The 20,577-nt window shown below is 40.9% G+C and carries 20 protein-coding genes; 15 read left to right on the plus strand and 5 right to left on the minus strand.

Going from position 1 to position 20,577, the window contains the following annotated elements:
- Positions 1–5: 5 nt before the first annotated feature.
- Genes CWB62_RS00285 through CWB62_RS00305 form a run of 5 tightly spaced genes read left to right on the plus strand, consistent with a single transcriptional unit; the run spans position 6 to position 5,149 of the window.
- Positions 6–1,064 (plus strand): PhoH family protein, encoded by a 1,059-nt coding sequence (locus tag CWB62_RS00285; protein WP_058403370.1) that lies wholly within the window; start codon positions 6–8, stop codon positions 1,062–1,064.
- Between the two features lie 4 nt (positions 1,065–1,068).
- The gene (gene ybeY / locus CWB62_RS00290; protein ID WP_058552645.1) at positions 1,069–1,527 is read left to right on the plus strand and encodes an rRNA maturation RNase YbeY; all 459 of its coding nucleotides are present in this window, start codon (positions 1,069–1,071) and stop codon (positions 1,525–1,527) included.
- 22 nt (positions 1,528–1,549) lie between these two features.
- A complete protein-coding gene (corC, locus tag CWB62_RS00295) occupies positions 1,550–2,434 on the plus strand; it encodes a CNNM family magnesium/cobalt transport protein CorC (protein ID WP_058403372.1) in 885 nt (294 codons plus the stop codon).
- Positions 2,415–3,974: an apolipoprotein N-acyltransferase gene (gene lnt / locus CWB62_RS00300; RefSeq protein ID WP_138528592.1), complete on the plus strand. Its 1,560-nt coding sequence runs from the start codon at positions 2,415–2,417 to the stop codon at positions 3,972–3,974. Before corC ends, lnt begins: the two co-directional genes overlap by 20 nt.
- Positions 3,975–3,991: 17 nt before the next feature.
- Complete coding sequence (locus CWB62_RS00305; protein WP_138528594.1) at positions 3,992–5,149, plus strand: hypothetical protein; 1,158 nt, start codon at positions 3,992–3,994, stop codon at positions 5,147–5,149.
- A gap of 47 nt (positions 5,150–5,196) precedes the next feature.
- Here the strand turns inward: CWB62_RS00305 and CWB62_RS00310 are convergent, their stop codons facing one another.
- Positions 5,197–5,448, minus strand: coding sequence for a type II toxin-antitoxin system prevent-host-death family antitoxin (locus tag CWB62_RS00310; RefSeq protein ID WP_138528596.1), 252 nt, complete (start codon positions 5,446–5,448; stop codon positions 5,197–5,199).
- 74 nt (positions 5,449–5,522) lie between these two features.
- The gene (locus CWB62_RS00315) at positions 5,523–6,533 is read right to left on the minus strand and encodes an RDD family protein (protein ID WP_138528598.1); all 1,011 of its coding nucleotides are present in this window, start codon (positions 6,531–6,533) and stop codon (positions 5,523–5,525) included.
- A gap of 221 nt (positions 6,534–6,754) precedes the next feature.
- Here CWB62_RS00315 and CWB62_RS00320 point away from each other — a divergent pair, with 221 nt between their 5' ends.
- Positions 6,755–7,279 (plus strand): CIA30 family protein, encoded by a 525-nt coding sequence (locus CWB62_RS00320; RefSeq protein WP_058403377.1) that lies wholly within the window; start codon positions 6,755–6,757, stop codon positions 7,277–7,279.
- A 49-nt stretch (positions 7,280–7,328) separates the two neighbouring features.
- Here the strand turns inward: CWB62_RS00320 and bamJ are convergent, their stop codons facing one another.
- The 3 genes from bamJ to CWB62_RS00335 all read right to left on the minus strand — a co-directional run bounded on the left by bamJ (position 7,329) and on the right by CWB62_RS00335 (position 10,782).
- Positions 7,329–7,805 (minus strand): BamJ family beta-barrel-assembly machinery protein, encoded by a 477-nt coding sequence (bamJ, locus tag CWB62_RS00325; RefSeq protein ID WP_058403378.1) that lies wholly within the window; start codon positions 7,803–7,805, stop codon positions 7,329–7,331.
- On the minus strand, positions 7,802–10,246 hold the full coding sequence (locus CWB62_RS00330) for a Lon protease family protein (RefSeq protein ID WP_249310702.1): 2,445 nt from the start codon (positions 10,244–10,246) through the stop codon (positions 7,802–7,804). Before CWB62_RS00330 ends, bamJ begins: the two co-directional genes overlap by 4 nt.
- A 77-nt stretch (positions 10,247–10,323) precedes the next feature.
- A complete protein-coding gene (locus CWB62_RS00335; RefSeq protein ID WP_006793402.1) occupies positions 10,324–10,782 on the minus strand; it encodes a zinc ribbon-containing protein in 459 nt (152 codons plus the stop codon).
- Positions 10,783–11,072: 290 nt separating this feature from the next.
- Between CWB62_RS00335 and leuS the strand changes: the two genes are divergently transcribed.
- Genes leuS through CWB62_RS00380 form a run of 9 tightly spaced genes read left to right on the plus strand, consistent with a single transcriptional unit; the run spans position 11,073 to position 20,489 of the window.
- Complete coding sequence (gene leuS, locus CWB62_RS00340) at positions 11,073–13,661, plus strand: leucine--tRNA ligase (protein ID WP_138528602.1); 2,589 nt, start codon at positions 11,073–11,075, stop codon at positions 13,659–13,661.
- A gap of 1 nt (position 13,662) precedes the next feature.
- Entirely contained in the window at positions 13,663–14,154 is a 492-nt protein-coding gene (locus tag CWB62_RS00345; protein ID WP_138528604.1) for an LPS-assembly lipoprotein LptE, read from the plus strand.
- Positions 14,154–15,191 (plus strand): DNA polymerase III subunit delta, encoded by a 1,038-nt coding sequence (gene holA / locus CWB62_RS00350; protein ID WP_138528606.1) that lies wholly within the window; start codon positions 14,154–14,156, stop codon positions 15,189–15,191. The genes CWB62_RS00345 and holA overlap by 1 nt, the downstream gene beginning before the upstream one ends.
- A 24-nt stretch (positions 15,192–15,215) precedes the next feature.
- Positions 15,216–15,851, plus strand: coding sequence for a nicotinate-nucleotide adenylyltransferase (gene nadD, locus CWB62_RS00355; protein WP_010555992.1), 636 nt, complete (start codon positions 15,216–15,218; stop codon positions 15,849–15,851).
- A 55-nt stretch (positions 15,852–15,906) separates the two neighbouring features.
- Positions 15,907–16,224: a ribosome silencing factor gene (rsfS, locus tag CWB62_RS00360; protein WP_006793397.1), complete on the plus strand. Its 318-nt coding sequence runs from the start codon at positions 15,907–15,909 to the stop codon at positions 16,222–16,224.
- A gap of 37 nt (positions 16,225–16,261) precedes the next feature.
- Positions 16,262–16,732: a 23S rRNA (pseudouridine(1915)-N(3))-methyltransferase RlmH gene (gene rlmH / locus CWB62_RS00365; protein ID WP_002958522.1), complete on the plus strand. Its 471-nt coding sequence runs from the start codon at positions 16,262–16,264 to the stop codon at positions 16,730–16,732.
- 9 nt (positions 16,733–16,741) lie between these two features.
- Positions 16,742–18,622 (plus strand): penicillin-binding protein 2, encoded by a 1,881-nt coding sequence (mrdA, locus tag CWB62_RS00370; protein WP_138528608.1) that lies wholly within the window; start codon positions 16,742–16,744, stop codon positions 18,620–18,622.
- Complete coding sequence (rodA, locus tag CWB62_RS00375; RefSeq protein ID WP_006793395.1) at positions 18,619–19,725, plus strand: rod shape-determining protein RodA; 1,107 nt, start codon at positions 18,619–18,621, stop codon at positions 19,723–19,725. Before mrdA ends, rodA begins: the two co-directional genes overlap by 4 nt.
- The gene (locus CWB62_RS00380) at positions 19,725–20,489 is read left to right on the plus strand and encodes a septal ring lytic transglycosylase RlpA family protein (protein ID WP_138528610.1); all 765 of its coding nucleotides are present in this window, start codon (positions 19,725–19,727) and stop codon (positions 20,487–20,489) included. Before rodA ends, CWB62_RS00380 begins: the two co-directional genes overlap by 1 nt.
- Positions 20,490–20,577: the final 88 nt, after the last annotated feature.

A 20,577-nucleotide genomic window follows, 5' to 3' on the forward strand; every position in this document is an offset into this window, starting at 1 on the left:
CAATTTTGAGTAATCAGTTAAAAACATTAGAGATTTATTTAGAACCTGCCGATAACAAACGCCTTTCTTCTTTATGTGGCCCGTTTGACGAAAACATCAAACAAATTGAACGTCGCCTCGCTGTTGAAATTATTCACCGCGATAACTTTTTTAAAGTAACCGGTAAATTAATCAATAGTGCCTCTGCGGTCGAAATCTTAAAAAATCTCTATGTTGATACTCAACCTGTGCGCGGTGTTATTGGTGAAATAGAACCCGATAGTGTTCACTTAGCAATTACTGAATCTAAAGCCCTAGAACAAGATGCTTCAAATAGTGCATACGGTAAAGAAATGGTTATTAAAACGCGCCGTGGTGTTATTAAGCCACGAAACGACAACCAAGGCCTTTACGTCGCCAATATATTAAATCACGACATTACGTTTGGTATAGGCCCCGCTGGTACAGGTAAAACTTACCTAGCAGTAGCTGCCGCAGTAGATGCCCTTGAACGCCAAGAAATTCGTCGTATTTTATTAACGCGCCCTGCAGTAGAAGCCGGCGAAAAACTCGGTTTTTTACCTGGTGACCTAAGCCAAAAAATTGACCCATACCTTCGCCCCCTTTACGATGCACTGTTCGAAATGCTCGGCTTTGAAAAAGTCGAAAAACTCATAGAAAAAAACATTATTGAAGTGGCACCACTTGCTTACATGCGTGGTCGCACATTAAATGATGCGTTTATTATTTTAGATGAAAGCCAAAATACCACCGCAGAACAAATGAAAATGTTTTTAACCCGTATAGGGTTTAACTCAAAAGCGGTGATCACCGGCGATATTACACAAGTTGATTTACCGCGCGGAACACGCTCGGGTCTTCGCCATGCCATTGAAGTGCTCGACAATGTAGACGAAATTAGTTTTAACTACTTTAAGGCACACGATGTAGTGCGCCATCCTGTTGTTGCGCGTATTGTTGAAGCATACGAGCGTAACGATGAGAGCGAGCGTCTAAAGCGAATTGAAAAGCAAAAAGCAAAAGACGAGCTAGCTGCTCAACTTAACGCTACTACTAAAGAGTAATACTTTGACGACCGAACTTGATTTACAAATAGCCTGTGAGTTTGACAATCTTCCAAGTGAAGCCCAATTTGCTTTGTGGGCCGATAAAGCCTTAAGCCAATATCGTGATGAGTCAGAACTCACCATAGTAATTAGCGACGAAGCGCAATCACAGCAGCTTAATAACGATTACCGTGGTAAAAATAAACCCACTAACGTGTTGTCGTTTGAATTTGAAGCGCCACCTGGAATAGACCTCCCTCTTGTTGGTGATTTAGTTATTTGCCCAGCCATTGTTTTGGCTGAAGCAGTGGAGCAAGAGAAGTCATTTCATGACCACTTTGCCCACATGGTCATCCATGGGTGCTTGCATTTACTTGGATTTGACCATATAAAGAGTGAAGACGCTCTGCAAATGGAAAGCATAGAAAAGCAATTACTTGCAGAACTAAATATAGCAGACCCATATCGGGACGAAATTTAAATTAACGGAGCAATTAGACGCAATGAGCGACGGTAACTCGCAATCTAGCCAGGGTTCTTCTGGCAAAACGTGGTTGGGTAGAATAACCCAAATGCTGCAAGGGGAACCCCAGAATAGAGAAGAGCTGGTCGAAGTGATTGCCGATGCGCAAGAACGAGACGTAATCGATCCAGAAACAAAAGAGATGATTGAAGGTGTGCTTAGCGTGTCTGAGCTTAAAGTGCGAGACATCATGATCCCGCGCTCACAAATGGTCACTCTTGAGATCGACAGCCCGCTTGAAGAGCTAATACCCATGATGGTCGACTCAACTCACTCACGCTTCCCTGTGGTGATTGAAGACAAAGATCATGTAGAAGGTTTTTTACTTGCTAAAGATTTGCTTCCACTTATCTTAAACAAAGACGAACATTTACCTTCAATTCGTGATTATTTACGCCCAGCCATGGTCGTACCTGAGAGCAAACGTGTTGACACCCTGCTTAATGAATTTCGTCAGCAACGCTACCATATGGCTGTTGTCATTGATGAATACGGCGGTGTATCGGGACTAGTAACCATTGAAGATATTCTTGAAACCATTGTTGGCGAAATAGAAGACGAGCATGACGAAGAAGAAGAACAACAAGATATTCGTCAACTTGCTAAACACGTACACGTGGTTCAGGCGTTAACGCCAGTAGATGACTTTAACGAACATTTCAGCACAGGATATAGCACAGACGAGGCAGACACCATTGGTGGCACGGTATTGCATGCATTTGGTCATATGCCTAGCCGAGGTGAAACTATAGACATAGACGGTTACCAATTTAAAGTAACCAATGCCGACAATCGTCGTATCTTGCAACTGCAAGTCACCGTACCTAAGGCTGATGATAACGACAGTGAAGAAACTGCTAACTAGACTTACCCTATTAGCAAAAGATATAAAATCATGGCTCGCATTTATTGCGGGCCTTATTTTAACTTTTAGCTACTCCCCTTTTGAAATTTGGCCTATTGCATTTATTAGTATTGCAGCTGTCATATTTTGTATCAATCCCAACAACACCGGAAAACGCCACGCTAAAAGTGCCGCTAAATATGGTTTTATATTTGGTTTAGGCTGGTTTGGTGCAGGTATTAGTTGGGTACATGTGTCTATTGCTACCTTTGGCGGTATGCCGCTTGTAGCCTCTTTGTCGTTAATGGCGCTATTGTGCGCCTATTTAGCGCTTTACCCCGCCTTAGCGTTTTATTTAACAACACGTTTTGCCACCAGCTCAAATAGCTTCGGTTTACTGCTTATTTGCTTTTTTGCCATCAGTGAATATTTACGGGGAGTAGTCCTTACCGGATTTCCGTGGTTAAGCTTTGGGTATACCCAAACCGATGGACCATTAAATATACTGGCCCCTTACATTGGTGAATTTGGGCTAACCTTAGTGTGTATTGCCATTGGCTTTGCTCTTTATCGGTTAACGCAAAAAGACATAAAGACCCCGCTTGTTACACTCATCACATTTACTGTTTTATGCATTGGTTCGCGCGCAACAAGCACAATTGAGTATTCAGGTAAATCAATGTCAATCTTAATGGTGCAAGGCAATATAAAGCAACACCTTCGCTTTGAGCCTAGCGAGTTTTGGACCACCATGAGCAAATACCAAGACATGACACGCCCACATTGGGATGCTGACTTAATAGTATGGCCAGAGGCTGCGGTTCCTGAAATAGAAGCCCTTGCCGATAGCTACTTAGCTGGGCTTGATAGCGCTGCATCATTCAATGAAACCGCCCTTATTACAGGGATTGTCGACTACCAAATCGATACTAAAACCATATTTAATACACTGATAGTACTGGGTAACAAAGAGCGCGGCGACGAACATGGCCACTATCAATACTTAGGTAAAAATCGCTATCAAAAACATCAGTTACTACCGATTGGTGAATTTGTACCGTTTCAAGATTTTCTGCGCCCTATCGCGCCTTTGTTTGATTTACCTATGTCGTCGTTTACCCGAGGCGATAGAGAACAAAACAACTTACGCGCTAATGGTTTTAACTTACTACCCGCTATTTGCTACGAAATAGTGTTTGCCGATTTAGTACGCGGTAACTACAAAAGCAACTCAGATCTACTTTTTACCGTAAGTAATGATGCATGGTTTGGTCAATCAATTGGGCCCTTGCAACACATGCAAATTGCCCGCATGCGCGCCCTAGAACTTCAACGCCCACTGGTACGTGTTACCAACAATGGGGTAAGCGCCGTATACGACCCAATAAGCCACACACAACAAACCATGCCACAGTTTGAAGCCGCTATATTAAAAGCTGATGTAAGGCTGATACAGGGCGACAGTATGTACAGCCAACACGGCAATGTATTTGTGTGGGGTTTTGTGGTGTTGTTGGGGATTTGTGGATTTGGGGTTAGGTTTAGGGGTAAGATTTGCTAAAGAATATAGATGAATATATGGATAATTTAAAATCACCTTATTGGGAGGTGTATATATTTATTTTAATTTTATCACTCATCTTTTCCGCTTCGATTTTATTAATATTGGCTACACCTTGGTATAATAATATGACATTAGATATGATTACTAAAATCTTTGCTGCCGCAGGTAGCTTGGCAACTTTCCTAACTTTCATTTATTTAATCATACAAAACTCCAATAGAATCAAATTTGAAGAACAGCAAAGTAATTCACTCGAAAAACAGAATGAGATGCTTAACTTTCAAAAATATCAACTCCATCGAGCTGAATTCTACTCTTTATTAGAAACTCTTGAAGATAGAAACAACGGTTTACTGATGTTCCAACATAAAGATAGACTTTATAAAAGGTTATTCCCTGAAAACTCTTTCTCTTATTTAGTCTATGACTATAGCAATAATCCAATCGCTGAAGAAAACCCACTAGAGTTGTGCAAAGACGCTATTAATAGATATAAAAACGACACTATTTTGCTTAAAGATGAAAACTGTGAATACGAAACTAATATCCTAAAACAATCGATAGAATCAATACGGTTAAATACAAATAAATTACAAAACCTATTTAATATCATTGATAATTCAAAACCTGAATTTGGATCTGTTTTATCAGAAAAGCACATTTTAATGAACTGTACTGATGTGTTCCGTAATATAGAAACACTCATTAAGCTAATTAATGAGATTAGAATGTTTACTAACCTACCAGAATACTATGGCAATAAAACTCAAGGTAATATTTATTATCCAATTCCTGTATCACTAAAGGTAATAAGGTATTTAACCGAAATAAATTCTGAGTTCTCAGTTAATGGACTTGATATTTTGAAGGCAATTATTGAACTAGATGATATTTTAAAAATCTCAGACAACGATAAAATTAACAACGTTGCATTTAAATCCCTTAAACTTTCATCATTTTTAAACTACACAACTTTAAAAAATGAATTTAATTGCAACGATGAAGAAATTATTAATGAACTCAAAAGTCGACTCAACAATTTTAAAGAAAAGCATACAAAAGAAATCAGTATTAATTCAAGTTTAAGAAATTCTATTCAAGAGCTAGAAAATAAACTATCAAATAGTAAGCCTTTGAATAACGAAAATAGCCCATTAAGTTTAATGTTTTAAGAATATATAAAAACTCTACAGGTTCCTGAATACTACCTCGATTTAATTTATAATTTCTTTACATCCACATTAATCATTAGTGATAGACCGGTTCTACGACTTTCAACAATTTTAGCTAATTCACAGTCATCAAGCTGATCCATCAGTAACTCATATAATTGTGCTGGAACTAAATAAGCAACTGGCTCATTATATTTCAAAATCTCAATAGCCCCTCCATCAGCTTTATCTAAGAGCGAAATTGGATTTTTCTTCAATTCTGAAATACTTGCTGAACAATCAGCTAATAACGCTTTCATAAAACACCTGATAAAATTAAACCTGTATTTAATTTTAAGTTTTTAAACTCAACCTGTATATTTTTATAATTACTTTACTCTTCCAATGTATCTACAACGGTTTCAACATTGACAACTTGGTTAACACTGCCTTGAATAACCACAGTCGCTGATATTTTATCTTGAATAGCTTGCCTGTTCGGATCCCAATATATCTGCAGAAACCCTAATAGCCCAGTGGCAAAACCTGCACCGTAACCGCCGTATCGGCCAAAACAATCCAGCAAGCCTAGTGGTTCGCCATTTAAGGCAACAACACGTATGTTGCACACCTTTTTTCCGGGAGTTTGACCACGCCAAAGTAATGAGAATAGCGTAAAGTAAACAGCAGCCCAACCAAAACCCAAACCCAAGTCTTGAATAATACCTTTGCCCCACTGCAAAATACTGTGTGTAGTTGTGTGTGCCGGTTTTTCTTCTAATAACTGCAAAGGTTTTATTTCGTTATCCTCACTGAGCACTAATAATTGTAATAGTGCTTTAGCAAGTTGTGGGTTTTGTAGGTCGTCCATGTCTGCTAATTTGGGTACTTGCCCTATCAAATTATCAAGTGCATTTTGCTGACAAGATTGCTCACAGCGTTCGTCTGCTGTTTGCACAAAAAAAGCATTTACGTGCTGCTTTTCTGTGGAGGTAAGCTTAATCTCATCCTGGATTTTTAGGCCCTGAGCGGTTAAGGCTTGATCGACGCTATCGCCTTCTAGGTAATCTATGCCAATTGAAAGCACCGCAAGAGCGCTTACAAATAAAATACCGGCGGCTACTATTTTTAATATTCTTCGCCACACACTCGACATTTTAGGAAGGTATTGTTGTGCCGTCCCTTTATAGAATGCCATAGCCGCAACAAAGGCAATTAAAGTCGCGCTAAGTTTTGCAGCCATAAATATTAAGGCTACATCGATTACTATTGCTATAGCTCGCTTTAGTGGCGTTGCTAAGGGTAAACCTAGTAGGGCGTTATCAATTTTAAACGCGTAAGGGGTGATGACTTCTCGAGTTTCGGTTTTAGATAGCGCTAATTGTTCTATTTCTTTTGCTTTCATTTTAATTCTTGTTATTAAAATAGGTAACGCGGTTAACTTACGCGCTTTTTATTTTTTGCTCAAGCTAATTCAAACCAAGGCCAGTTTATCTTTCGAGGTTAAAAATTTTTATTCTGAAAGTTTACAAGCTCTAGAATATTGTTAATAAATTAGTTTTATATTAAGTGAACAATTCATGTATTTAATCGTATTAGTTAACCAAAGCCTTTAGGAGCAACCCAATGACCACCAAACAACTATCATCTGTTTTTGTATTTAATGCTTTGCTGCTGAGCGCAGAAGTAAACGCCAATCAGCGTTGGTATGTGGTCAACGATTCGGTTATGGGCGGTGTATCTAATAGCCAAGTAAGTCATACAAAAGATGCTTTGATATTTGAAGGTAATGTATCGCTCGAAAATAACGGAGGGTTTGCTTCTATCCGCACTGAGCTAAATATACAAAGCCAAAACACACGTACTATTAATTTACGTGTTAAAGGTGATGGGCAAACCTATCAACTAAGGCTGCGTACATCTAACTACCTTGATGGGCCTGCGTATACACACTCATTTAAAACAATAGAAAATGAGTGGACTAACGTTAATTTTACACCAAGTGATTTTACACTTACTTTTCGTGGGCGTACGCTAACAGAGCAACCAGAAATTGATTTTAATGATATTAAGCAACTTGGTTTTATGATTGCAGGAAAGCAAGCGGGGAAATTTAAACTTGAAATAGCACATATTGAATTTGCAGATTAGTATAACTTGCTCACTCTAAATCGGTTCAAAGTGAGCAAGTACCGTATATTTATGACTCTATTGCAAGTAGTTCTACTTCAAAAATAAGCAGTGATGCCGGCGGAATACTCCCTACCCGCTTTTCGCCATAAGCTAGTTGATGCGGTATATAAAACTGAAATTTATCACCCGGACTCATTAATTGAAGCCCTTCGGTCCACCCTTTAATAACTTGGTGCAAACCAAAACTAATCGGTGATTTGCGCTCTACTGAGCTATCAAACACGGTGCCGTCGATAAGCGTACCGTGGTAATGCACATTGACCATACTTGTTGAACTGGGCGTGTTGCTGTTTTCTCCTTTGTGCAATACTTTGTATTGCAAGCCAGAGGCAGTCTCAAGTACACCGTCTACTTTAGCGTTTGCTACTAAATAGTCGCTTTCAATTTGCGCATTAGCAATCGCCTGTTGTTTGGCCTTTTTACTGTTTTTAAATATTAAAACGCACAAAATGGCGATGACAACTGCCAAAATAATGTTGATCATAACTCCCCTTTTTCATCTTCTGGTTTTTCATTTTCTAACTCATCATCTGCATCGTCTTCGTTGTCGCCATTAACAATATCAGCAATCTCCTTTAGACGCGCAAGTGCGATGCCATTTACTGAATTTTCAGGGTATTCATCGTCGATGAGGTCGCCTGCTTCAATATCCATCAGTAAGTTTAACGCCTGATCCACCGTCTCTACGGCGTATATGTTAAATTTACCTTGCTCTACGGCGTTGAGTATTTCGTCATCTAGCACTAAGTTTACTTGGTTTGATTTAGGAATAATAACGCCTTGCTCACCTGATAAACCACGCATTTTACACAACTTAAAAAAGCCTTCTATTTTCTCGTTTACACCACCGATAGCTTGTACATCGCCATGTTGGTTTATAGAGCCGGTAAGCGCAATTGATTGGCTTATTGGTAAGCTTGTAATAGCCGAAATTAACGCGCAAAGCTCAGCCAACGAGGCACTATCGCCGTCTATGTAGCCATAGCTTTGTTCTATTGCAATGTTTGCGCTGAGCGTAAGGCTAAACTGCTGGGCATATTTATTACCTAAATAACCGGTAAGTAACATCACGCCTTTAGAGTGAATGGCTTTACCCAGTTCCGCTTCACGTTCCACGTCTATTACGCCATCAGCGCCGGCGTATACAGTGGCAGTAATTCGCGCCGGTGTACCAAACGACGTATCACCAATGTGCAGTACCGTTAAGCCATTTACCTTACCAATGGCTTGTCCGGTTGTAGCAATTAACGTATGACCTTCTTTGATATCACTGAGCATATTTTCACTAATTTGACCGGTGCGGTATTGCTTACCCTCAATGGCTTCATCAATATGATGCGCATCAATAACCTTTAGCTTATCTTGTTTTGCGTAGTAACTTGCCTCAGCCACCAGCTCTAACACATCAGCAAAACGCGCTGAAAGCTTATTATGATGCTCAGCTTGGCGATAACTAAATTTAAGCAATCTCACCATAGCGGCTTGCGTTGTAGTGCACTTAAGCGTTTTTTCGCAGTACTCTGTCACTTTAGTAATAAACTGATACTGTAACTTATCACTGCTTGGTAAGTAGTAATCAAAGTCTGCTAGTACTCTGAATAGCTCTGCGAATTCTTCATCGTATTCACCTATGGTGTAATACAAATCGCGCGAGCCCAATAAAATAATTTTTACATCAAGTGGGATCAATTGCGGGCGAAGCGTAAAGCTCGTGCCTACTGTACTATCTTGATATGGTAAGTCATTTTTAATTTGGTGCATTTTCAGCGATAACTTTAGCCCATCCCACACTTGTGGGTTAGCCATTACTTTTTCAGCATCCATTATCAAATAACCGCCATTTGCACGGTGTAATGCACCGGGCTGAATTGAGCGGTAGCTGGTGATTAGTGTACCTTGTGAAGTGGCATACTCTATTTTGCCAAATAAATTACCAAAGGTAGGGTTAGGCTCGTACACCACGGGGGCTGCATCGTCTTCTTTAAACTCGACTAAAATATTGGGGGCAAAAAAGTCAGTGAGCATGCCTTTACGATCAAAGTCTTCCTTATTTTCTTCGTTTTCGTCTTCATCGTCTAGCCATTCAAGTACAGCATCTATAATTTCTACACGTATGTCTTTTAAATAGCGAAGCACGCCAATATGTGTGGCGTATTTATGTTCTAAATCTTTTAACAGTGGTTTAGTTGCTTGCTCAGCGGTCGACTTTTTAAGGTTGCGGAGTTTTTCTTTTGATTCACGTTTCCAACGCGGCAACTCTATCAGAGCTTCAATTAACGCATCTTCTAGTTTTTCTATTTTCTCAAAAAACGCTTCGCGAAGTTCATCTTCAAGTTCTGCAAACTCGCTATCACTCAATTGCTTGCCATCTATAAGCGGCGCAAAGCCCACTGAGCTTTTTTCTTCAACAAGTGCAACGCTTTGCTCAAGCGCAGCCACTTCAACGGCGGTAATTGCGCTGTCGTAAGCATCATTAAATTCACGATCAATAGATTTTTTCTTACGCTGATAAGCAGGGTTATCAAATGCGGCTGGAAACGTGTCGAGCACCTCATCTAAAAATGAGTCTATATCGTCACTTAATTGCTTGCTTTGCCCTGCCTGCATAAACAATGCTATTGGCTCGCGATGATCGTCGTAGTTATTAACATACAACCATTCGTTTGGGGTTACTCGGCCTTTGGCATGTTGTTTTAGTTTGTCCTTTACGAGTGTGTAACGCCCATGTGCGGCTTCGCCCATAACGTAAACGTTATAACCAGGTAATTCCATCCCCAGCGAAAAGTCCAGTGCGCTTTGTGCACGTTGTTGCCCAATAAAATTGAGTTGCTCTGGGTAAGGATTATTCATGCACGTCAGTACGTGATTAGCAGAAATACTAGGTGCAAGCGTTGATACAGGTAGTGGCAGCAGTTTTTTCGTCATTCTAACTTCTTTATATACCAGCATAATCGCTGGCTTTTGGGCGTATTAAGTGGCCTGCAGCCACTTAATACATATGCTTAAGGGTGCAGTGCCTTACGACTAAAATAGATTCCATCACACTCAATACACGGTAAAATTTGTGTAGCGTGATAAACATCGTAACTATGAGTGCAATTCTTACATACTAATGTGCCCATGGCTATCCATTCACCTGCGTGATACACCCCATTATGTTTAAAATCTTGGTTTAAGGATTGCCATTCAAGCTGAGTTTTGTCTTCTATATGTGAAAGTTCAAACCATAAAGACTCTTTAAGCTCTTGCCATGCAAGCGAATTATAGTGGGAATCGTTCTCGCTAAGGTGCGCTATGTCACGTTTTAAGTAGTTGCGGTAGAGCTGATATTTTTCCTCACCTAAATTTTTAAGTGCTTGCTCTGATTCAACAAAACGAGTTACCGCATCTTTTACCTCATGATCTTTGATGTCTTTTAGCCACGCGCTTAAATCACTAAGCCATGCTTTATAATCTGCCATTATGTACTCCTTCAAAATTGCTAATAAACGAGTTGGGTTGACGCAATATTTATGAATCTTTACTCAGGCCACTAAGTGACATTTTATACTGTGATTAGAAAACCCTAAACTGAGCAAATTTCAATCTACACAGGTCAACACGCCTGACGTTTAACATAGATAAGTATAGGTTAACCTGACATGAAGGTTACAATTTAGCAAAACGGTGTTTTTGACGCTGTGAATAGCACTTTATTTGAGTTATCCTATCGGCAATTTTTTATTAGTTTGCAAGAAGTCTGGAATCGTAGATGCAAGAGCAATATAACCCGCAAGATATAGAGTCAAAAGTACAAAGCTACTGGGAAGAAAACCAAGTATTTAAAGTCACTGAAGATGAGAGCAAAGAAAAATATTACTGTCTTTCTATGTTCCCTTATCCGAGTGGTCGACTGCATATGGGTCATGTGCGTAACTACACCATTGGTGATGTTGTTTCTCGTTTCCAGCGCCTGCAAGGCAAAAACGTAATGCAGCCTATGGGTTGGGATGCGTTTGGTTTACCAGCAGAAAACGCCGCTATTAAAAATAAAACAGCGCCTGCAAAGTGGACTTACGAAAACATTGATTACATGCGTAACCAACTTAAGCAATTAGGTTTTGGTTACGATTGGGATCGCGAAATTGCTACCTGTCACCCAGAGTATTACAAATGGGAGCAGTGGTTTTTCACTAAGCTTTACGAAAAAGGCCTAGTGTATAAAAAAATGTCAACGGTTAACTGGGATCCGGTTGATCAAACTGTACTTGCTAACGAACAAGTAATTGACGGCCGCGGTTGGCGCTCAGGCGCTGTGGTTGAGCAAAAAGAAATTCCACAGTGGTTTATTAAAATTACCGACTACGCACAAGAGCTTTTAGACGATTTAGACAAGTTAGAAGACTGGCCTGAACAAGTTAAAACCATGCAGCGCAATTGGATTGGCCGCTCTGAAGGTTTAGACATTGAATTTACGCGTACCGATAACAACGAAAAGTTTAGCGTATACACCACTCGCCCAGATACCTTCATGGGTGTTACTTATCTCGCCGTTGCCGGTGGCCACCCTATTGCCCAAGAAGCCGCTAAAAACAGCGATGCGGTAGCAATGTTTGTTGAAGAATGCAAAAACACCAAAGTAGCCGAAGCAGATATGGCAACAATGGAGAAAAAAGGCATTGCAACAGGCTTTTACGCAACTCACCCATTAACAGGCGAGCAAGTGCCTATTTGGGTAGCTAACTTTGTGCTTATGCATTACGGCTCAGGCGCGGTAATGGCAGTACCTGCCCACGACCAACGTGACTTTGAGTTTGCAAATGCATACGGCCTAGATATTAAACAAGTTATTGCGCCTGTTGAAGGCTCAGACCTTGAAGTAAACCTAGCGCAAGAAGCATTCACCGAAAAAGGTGTATTAGTAAACTCTGGCGAATTTGACGGATTAGACTTTTCAGCAGCGTTTAATGCGATTGCCGACAAACTAGAAGCACTAGGCGTGGGTGAGCGTAAAGTAAACTTCCGTTTACGTGACTGGGGTGTTAGCCGCCAACGTTATTGGGGCTCTCCAATTCCAATGCTGAGCGACGAAAACGGCAACGAGCTTGCTGCAACAGAAGATATGTTACCCGTTCGCTTACCAGAAGACGTGGTAATGAATGGTGTAACATCACCAATAAAAGCAGACCCTGAGTGGGCTAAAACCACAGTAAACGGCGTACCTGCTACTCACGAAACTGACACCTTCGATACTTTTATGGAATCGTCTTGGTATTACGCACGTTACTGTAGCCCACGTTACGACGAAGGCATGTTAGACCCGGCAGCCGCTAACTATTGGTTACCTGTAAACCAATACATAGGTGGTATTGAACACGCAATTTTACACTTATTGTACTCACGCTTTTTCCATAAACTATTACGTGACTTTGGTTTAGTAAATTCAGACGAGCCATTTGACCGCTTACTATGTCAAGGTATGGTACTTGCCGAAACGTTCTACCGTAAAGATGAGAAAGGTGGTGACATTTGGATTTCACCGAGCGATGTAGAAACCGAAACTGACGAAAAAGGCCGCGTAACTAAAGCATGGCATAAAGACGACGGTGAGCCAGTATTCTCATCAGGCATGAGCAAAATGTCTAAGTCTAAAAATAACGGTATAGACCCACAACAAGTAATTGCACAATACGGTGCTGATACAGTGCGTTTATTCATGATGTTTACTGCACCACCAGAACAAACACTTGAATGGTCAGATTCTGGCGTTGAAGGCGCACACCGATTCTTAAAACGTGTATGGAAATACGCAGTAGACGTGAAAGCGGCAGGTTACCAAGCACTTGAAAAGTCTGCGCTTACTAACCCACAAAAAGTACTTCGTCGCGAATTACACAAAGCCATTGCAAAGGTAAGTGATGATGTTGAACGTCGTCAAACGTTTAACACGGCGATTGCTGCCATCATGGAGCTGTCTAATAAGTTAATTAAAGCGCCACTTAACGATGCACAAGACATTGCCATTGCAAATGAGGCACTTGAAGCGTTAATTATTATGCTTGCCCCTATTACGCCGCATTTATCTCATGAGTTGTGGGAAGAACTAGGTAAAGACGGTGATATTTTAGATGCAGCATGGCCAATAGTTGACGAATCAGCCTTGGTTGAAGATGAAAAGCTCATCATCGTTCAAGTAAACGGTAAACTTCGCGCTAAACTAACTGTGGCAGCAGATGCAACACAAGAACAAGTAGAAACACTTGCCTTTGCAGAAGCAAACGTAACTAAATTTACTGATGGTAAGACCATTCGTAAAATAATTTACGTGCCAGGTAAACTACTTAACGTGGTTGCTAACTAATATGGCTGTATTTAAGGCCATTAAAAACGGACTAGCCTTAGCGCTAGTCTGTTTTTTGTTATCTAGTTGTGGGTTTCACTTAAAGCAAGCGTCAAGCCTGCCTGATAATCTAAAACTCATTACGCTTATTGGTGATGACGAAAAATCAGCTTTATTTGAACAGCTACAAAAAGAGCTGTTAGCAAGTGAAGTTAAACTTACCTCTTCATCTAAAAACGTAGCGCAGCTGTATTTACGTAAAGAAACCATAGAACGCCAAACGTTGTCGTTATTTAAAAATGGCCAGGTTGCTGAATACGAACTTGCCTATGGCGTTTCATATGTTCTAAAACACCCCAATAAAGATGCTATAGAAAAACGCTTTGAGCTTTATAGAAATTATCAAGACGACCCCGATAACGCACTTGCCAAAGCCAAAGAGCTAGAGCTGCTAATTAACGAAATTCGTAAGCAAGCAAGTCGCCGTATTGTTAGAGAGCTGTCGCAACTGTAATGCGCTGTTACGCTAATCAATTACCTAACGAGTTAAACAAAGGCTTAAAACCTTTTTACCTAGTTTTTGGTGAAGAGCCTTTTCAAGAAGCACAGTGTGTTCAGCTGATACGCGATACCGCCAAAGCACAAGGCTTTGATGAAGTCATTAAATTTACTTTAATGCAAGGATTTGATTGGCAAGAAATAATAGCGCAATATCAAAGTATGTCATTATTTAGTGCACGCACTATTATTGAGTTTGATCTAAACCAGCAAAAGCCCGGTGTAATTGGTAGTAATACCTTTAAGCGTGTCGTTGAGCTTGTTAACCCCGACACGATACTAATTATTAAAGGTGCAAAAGCGAGCCAAGAAGTACAACGCGGTGCCTGGTTTAAAGCGCTCGACAAACAAGGTGTATTTGTACCTTGTTACCCACTGACTGGCTCGCACGTCAAACGATGGCTTGATGAGCAATGTCAACGCTTGGCTCTTAACATGCAAAATGATGCCAAATTAAGCCTTATCAATGCTACAGAAGGTAACCTTCTAGCGTGTTATCAGGAACTTGAAAAACTCTCCTTACTGCATGGCAACGCACTTATTACCCAGCAATTGGTTATGCAAGGGCTATTAAATCAAGCCAAATTTGATATTTTTGATTTAAGCGATGCCTTATTAAATGGTCATGCCAAGCAAGCCATTAAAGTTTTGAACAAACTAGCCAGTGACAACACTGAAGTTGTGAGTATATTGTGGGCGATTACAAAAGAGCTCAACACCTTGATGAATGTGCAATTGGGATTGTTAAATGGTGAGCCAATCGCCAGCTTATTTAAACAAAATGCCATTTGGAAAAATCAGCAAGGGCCGGTGCAAAATGCCGTTAATCGCCTAAATATTACTGTACTTGAGCAAATTAATAGTGACATTGCTTTATTTGATGCAAGCTATAAACAAGGCAACTTAATTGCTACTTATCAGGCACTTGCACATATTTGTATTAAGTTTTGTCAACCGCTCGATATTCCTATGCCGTGTCACAGCCTTAATTAGTTGCTTAACCTGTTGGACAAAAAAATGATTGCTATTTTTGGTGGCACCTTCGACCCCGTTCATCTAGGCCATATTAATATGGCTCAGCAATGTGTAAGCGCATTTAATTTAAGCACATTGTATTTTATGCCCTGCGCACTACCTGCCCACAAAGCGGCACCAGGTATAAGCACAGAACATCGTGTTAATATGCTCAATGCGGCGATTAAACCGTACCCTCATTTTGCACTCGATTTAAGAGAGCTAGATCGTTCAGGCCCATCATACTCATTACTTAGCCTGCAAGAACTGCGTAAAGAGTACCCAAGTACACCTATTTTATTTTTGATTGGAATGGATTCATTTAATTCACTAAATAAGTGGTTTGAATGGCAAACAATTACTGAGCTTTGCCATATTGTGGTATATCAACGACCAGCGCAGAGTTGTCAGGTAACAGGTGAGCTTAAACACTACATGCAGCATGCCCTCGTGGATGACCCCGCTCTTATTACAGAGCATTTAGGTGGTAAACTTTACTTTTTACCGGGTAAAATGCTTGATGCAGCTTCTAGTTCTATTCGTGATGATCTTAAAAAAAGTAACAAAAAGAATGAACTATTACCCGATGCCGTGAGTCATTACATACAAATGCATCAGCTATATCAAATTGATGCTTAAAAATGCCTAGCGTGTTAAAATACGCGCCATTAAATTTTTAAATTGAGACAAAACCTTGGATTCAAAACAACTACTCGCCTTTGCAATGGATAAAATTGACGATATGAAAGCGCGTGACATCGTTGACATAGACGTAACTGATAAATCAGACATTACCGATTACATGGTAATTTGTACTGGCACGTCTAAACGCCACGTTCAATCAATCGCCGACCACTTAGCAAAAGAAGCACGTCATGCAGATTCAGAGCCGTTAGGCTATGAAGGCGAAAATGACGGCGAATGGGCACTGGTTGATTTAGGCGATGTGGTTGTACACGTGATGCAAACTGAAGCACGTAGCTATTACGATCTAGAAAAACTGTGGGGCTAACCACCCACTTGTTAAAAGCAACGCTTGGAAGTTATTCGTGAAAATACAAATGATTGCTGTTGGTACAAAAATGCCAGCGTGGGTAGAAACGGGATTTGCTGAATACCAGCGCCGTTTTCCCAAGGATATGGCTTTAGAGCTAATTGAAATACCCGCCGGTAAACGTGGCAAAAATGCCGATATAAAGCGTATTTTACATATTGAAGGCGAAAAAACATTAGCCGCTATTCCTAAAGGCAATCGTATTGTTACGCTAGAAGTCACTGGCAAAGCGCTAGATACTCACCAACTTGCTAAAAACATGGAAAAATGGCAACTCGATGGCCGCGATGTAAGTTTACTTATTGGCGGCCCAGAAGGACTTGCTCCAGAATGCATTGCTGCATCGGAGCAAAAATGGTCGTTATCGAACCTAACATTACCACACCCTTTGGTGCGAATTATTGTTGCAGAAAGCCTATATAGGGGCTGGAGCTTAAATAACAATCATCCCTATCATCGCGAGTAACGCCTTGCCATGCTAAAACAAAGACCCACTATTCGCGATCACTCCGCAGAAGCAAATTTGTTTGCACGGCGTGCATTTGTGGGTTTTGTTTTTGTATTAGGGTTAGTAGCTGTTTTAATTACTAATCTTTACAACATTCAGGTAAAAGACCACCAAGATTATCAAACCCGCTCCAACGACAACCGTATTAAAGTTATTCCTATTGCACCTAATCGCGGTTTAATTTACGACCGAAACGGTGTACTGCTTGCTGAGAACAAACCCGTTTATAATCTCGAGGTGATCCCCGAGGAGGTTGATAACCTTGAAAAATCACTTGAACAAGTAAGCCAACTAATCACGATTACAGAACAAGAAAAACAAGATTTTTTAAAAGATATAAAAAACACGCGCCGTTTTAAATCGCAAGTACTTAAAGCGCGCCTTGATGAAGCCGATGTTGCTACATTTTCGGTCAACCAGCATAAATTCCCCGGGTTTAGTATCGAAGCCCGTTTGGCACGTTATTACCCATTCGGCGACACGCTTACTCATGCCCTAGGTTATGTTGCAAAGCTAAACCGAAAAGAGCTGAACAAGCTCGAACAAGAAGGCCAAGCCACAAACTATCGTGCAACCCACGATATTGGCAAACTCGGTATTGAAAAATACTACGAGCAACTTTTACATGGTCAAGTCGGTTCGCAACGTGTAGAAGTTAATAACCGTGGTCGTGTTATCCGCACCCTGAGTATGCTTCCCCCACAGCCAGGTAGTGATTTAGTGTTAACGCTTGATATTGGCCTGCAACAAATAGCCCAACATGCACTCAAAAACATGCGCGGTGCGGTTGTCGTAATGGATGCAAAAGATGGTGGTATACTAGCGCTATATTCGAACCCAAGCTACGACCCCAATTTATTTGTACACGGTATTAGCAGTAAAAATTATAAGGCACTTCTTAACCCAGATCGCCCACTCATTAATAGAGCTACCCAAGGCCGATACGCACCAGCATCCACCATTAAACCGCATATGGCTATTTTAGCACTTGAAGAAAACATGGTGACGGAAGGGACAACCATGTGGGACCCGGGCTTTTTCCAAATTCAAAACGTAGAGCACAAATGGCGCGACTGGAAACGTTGGGGCCATGGCCATGTGGATGTATACAAAGCCATTGAAGAGTCGTGCGATACGTACTTTTACGATACCGCGTACCGATTAGGCATTACAAAAATTAGTAATTTTATGGCGCGCTTTGGTTTTGGCGACCTATCGGGTATAGATATACACGAAGAAACCACCGCGATATTGCCTTCAAAAGAATGGAAAGAAAACAGATTTAAAGAGTCATGGTGGCGTGGCGATACAATTTCTGTAGGCATTGGCCAAGGATATTGGACCGCAACACCGATTCAAATTGCTAATGCAACTAACATACTTGTTAACAAAGGGGTTAATCACCCTCCTCACTTAGCGCAAGTGGCTAAAAAAGAGGACGATGTGACGCAAATAAATAATGAAGAAAAACCACCTGTAGTACTGAACAATCCTGACAATTGGCGTATAGCCATTGATGCTATGCACAATACCGTAACTAAAGTCACAGGTACCGCCCACAAAGCGTTTAAGGGCGTAAACTACGACCCTGCAGGTAAAACAGGCACGGCACAAGTTGTGAGCATTGCACAAGGTGAAAAATACGATGCAGAATCACTTAAAGAGCGACAACGCGATAATGCCATTTATGTGGGGTTTGCCCCTTACAATAATCCTCAAATAGTTGTGTCTATTGTTGTTGAAAATAATGGTGGTGGCAGCACGGTTGGCGCACCTATTGCCAGGCAGTTAATGGATTATTACTTTGCAGCTAACCCTGTTGAACTGGCAAGGAATAACACCCTATGACCGCCCTGCATGACAAGCGCTCTATTTGGATGCGCATGCATTTAGACTTGCCTTTACTTATTGCCATTTTACTTATGATGGCTGGAAGCATCACGGTTGTGTACAGCGCAAGTGGCCAAGAGTCAGCGATGATGATAAGACACATGACGCGGATGGGTGTGGCCATCATTGCCATGGTAGTACTTGCACAAATTCCTCCCGCGACACTGAAAAGACTCACTATACCGATGTACTGCGTTGGGTTATTAATGCTGGTTGGTGTGTTGTTATTTGGTGTGAGCTCTAAAGGCGCGCAACGTTGGCTTGATTTAGGGTTAACTCGCTTTCAACCCTCAGAATTAATGAAGCTTGCAGTACCTATGATGGTGGCTTGGTATATTGGCCGTAAACATTTACCACCACGACCACTACACTTAATTTTCGGCTTTGCGATTGTAATGCTGCCTACATTATTAATTAAAGAGCAACCAGACTTAGGAACATCAATACTGATTGCAAGCTCTGGCATATTTGTACTTTTTTTATCAGGGTTGAGCTGGCGATTAATTAGCTTTTTAAGTGCAGCAGTTGCTTTAGCTGCATGGCCATTTTGGCAGTACGGCATGCATGCTTATCAACGACAACGCGTACTGACATTTTTAGATCCGGAGAGCGACCCTCTTGGCTCGGGTTATCATATTATTCAATCTAAAATAGCCATTGGTTCTGGCGGTGTCGAAGGTAAAGGCTGGTTGCAAGGTACACAGTCACAACTTGAGTTTTTACCTGAACGGCATACCGATTTTATTTTTTCGGTATTAAGTGAGGAGTTTGGCTTATTTGGTGTCTGCGTTTTACTTAGCTTGTACTTGTTTATAATTGGCCGCAGCTTATATATTGCAGTAAATGCACAAGACGCATTTGGAAAGCTGTTAGCTGGCGCACTGACTTTAACTTTTTTTGTTTATATATTTGTAAATATTGGCATGGTATCGGGACTCCTACCTGTTGTTGGTGTGCCCTTACCCCTGATAAGTTATGGTGGCACATCGATGATTACGCTAATGGCCGGCTTTGGTATTATTATGTCGATTGCGACAGACAAAAGGATGCTTTTAAAATAATGCAACGTTACGCTCAGATTCTAATAATCATCTTAATCACTATCACTGTCAGTGCCTGTAGTAGTGGTTCGAGTGGGCGTTACCATATGCGCCATGATTCAGCCCCTCTTAGAGCACCCACAGCGCTTGAAATGCAGGATGCTGTTGTTACTGAGGTGCAAAAAAGTGCTAGTGCTTCTCGCCCCTACGAGGTGCTAGGTAAACGGTATACCCCAATGCTTGACGAAACGGGTTACAAAGAAGAAGGCATTGCATCGTGGTACGGCAGAAAGTTTCACGGATACCACACTTCAAATGGTGAAATATACGATATGTTTGCCATGACCGCGGCGCATAAAACATTACCTTTACCTAGTTTTGTTCGCGTTACAAACACGCAAAATGGCAAGTCAGTAATTGTACGCGTAAACGACCGTGGGCCTTTTCATGATGACAGAATTATTGACCTGTCATATGCGGCTGCATACAAGCTAGGCTACTATACACACGGTACAGCAAAGGTTAAGCTTGAAGCGGTTACGCTTTCGAATTCTGCTGCGAATAAAACGTATATTCAAGTAGCTGCAGGCAGTACATTGGCAAATATTGAAGCCCTTGCACAACGCTTACGCCAACAATATAAATTACCAACAAACATTGTAAAAAAAGACACTATTTACAGATTGCATTTGGGGCCAATACAAAACGCCCAACATGCAGAAAAAGTATTAAAAAAATTAAAACAAAATCAATTTCAAAACGCGTTCTTGCTTTACACTCAGTAAGACAAATACCCAAACCAGCCTAACCACACTCGCATCTCGGGGGTGTTTGGGTATAGAATGGCGTAACGCGAATTTTTAACTTTAACCA

It is taken from the genome of Pseudoalteromonas sp. S408 (assembly GCF_005886645.1).
Taxonomy (GTDB): Bacteria; Pseudomonadota; Gammaproteobacteria; order Enterobacterales; family Alteromonadaceae; genus Pseudoalteromonas.

What these genes read in the sequence shown, in the direction of transcription:
- bamJ (WP_058403378.1), bottom strand. Translation starts at nt 7,805, where the DNA reads ATGATCAACATTATTTTGGCAGTTGTCATCGCCATTTTGTGCGTTTTA.
- CWB62_RS00320 (WP_058403377.1), top strand. Translation starts at nt 6,755, where the DNA reads ATGACCACCAAACAACTATCATCTGTTTTTGTATTTAATGCTTTGCTG.
- CWB62_RS00310 (WP_138528596.1), bottom strand. Translation starts at nt 5,448, where the DNA reads ATGAAAGCGTTATTAGCTGATTGTTCAGCAAGTATTTCAGAATTGAAG.
- CWB62_RS00315 (WP_138528598.1), bottom strand. Translation starts at nt 6,533, where the DNA reads ATGAAAGCAAAAGAAATAGAACAATTAGCGCTATCTAAAACCGAAACT.
- nadD (WP_010555992.1), top strand. Translation starts at nt 15,216, where the DNA reads ATGATTGCTATTTTTGGTGGCACCTTCGACCCCGTTCATCTAGGCCAT.
- holA (WP_138528606.1), top strand. Translation starts at nt 14,154, where the DNA reads ATGCGCTGTTACGCTAATCAATTACCTAACGAGTTAAACAAAGGCTTA.
- leuS (WP_138528602.1), top strand. Translation starts at nt 11,073, where the DNA reads ATGCAAGAGCAATATAACCCGCAAGATATAGAGTCAAAAGTACAAAGC.
- CWB62_RS00305 (WP_138528594.1), top strand. Translation starts at nt 3,992, where the DNA reads ATGGATAATTTAAAATCACCTTATTGGGAGGTGTATATATTTATTTTA.
- corC (WP_058403372.1), top strand. Translation starts at nt 1,550, where the DNA reads ATGAGCGACGGTAACTCGCAATCTAGCCAGGGTTCTTCTGGCAAAACG.
- CWB62_RS00335 (WP_006793402.1), bottom strand. Translation starts at nt 10,782, where the DNA reads ATGGCAGATTATAAAGCATGGCTTAGTGATTTAAGCGCGTGGCTAAAA.
- CWB62_RS00330 (WP_249310702.1), bottom strand. Translation starts at nt 10,246, where the DNA reads ATGACGAAAAAACTGCTGCCACTACCTGTATCAACGCTTGCACCTAGT.
- mrdA (WP_138528608.1), top strand. Translation starts at nt 16,742, where the DNA reads ATGCTAAAACAAAGACCCACTATTCGCGATCACTCCGCAGAAGCAAAT.
- CWB62_RS00345 (WP_138528604.1), top strand. Translation starts at nt 13,663, where the DNA reads ATGGCTGTATTTAAGGCCATTAAAAACGGACTAGCCTTAGCGCTAGTC.
- rodA (WP_006793395.1), top strand. Translation starts at nt 18,619, where the DNA reads ATGACCGCCCTGCATGACAAGCGCTCTATTTGGATGCGCATGCATTTA.
- CWB62_RS00380 (WP_138528610.1), top strand. Translation starts at nt 19,725, where the DNA reads ATGCAACGTTACGCTCAGATTCTAATAATCATCTTAATCACTATCACT.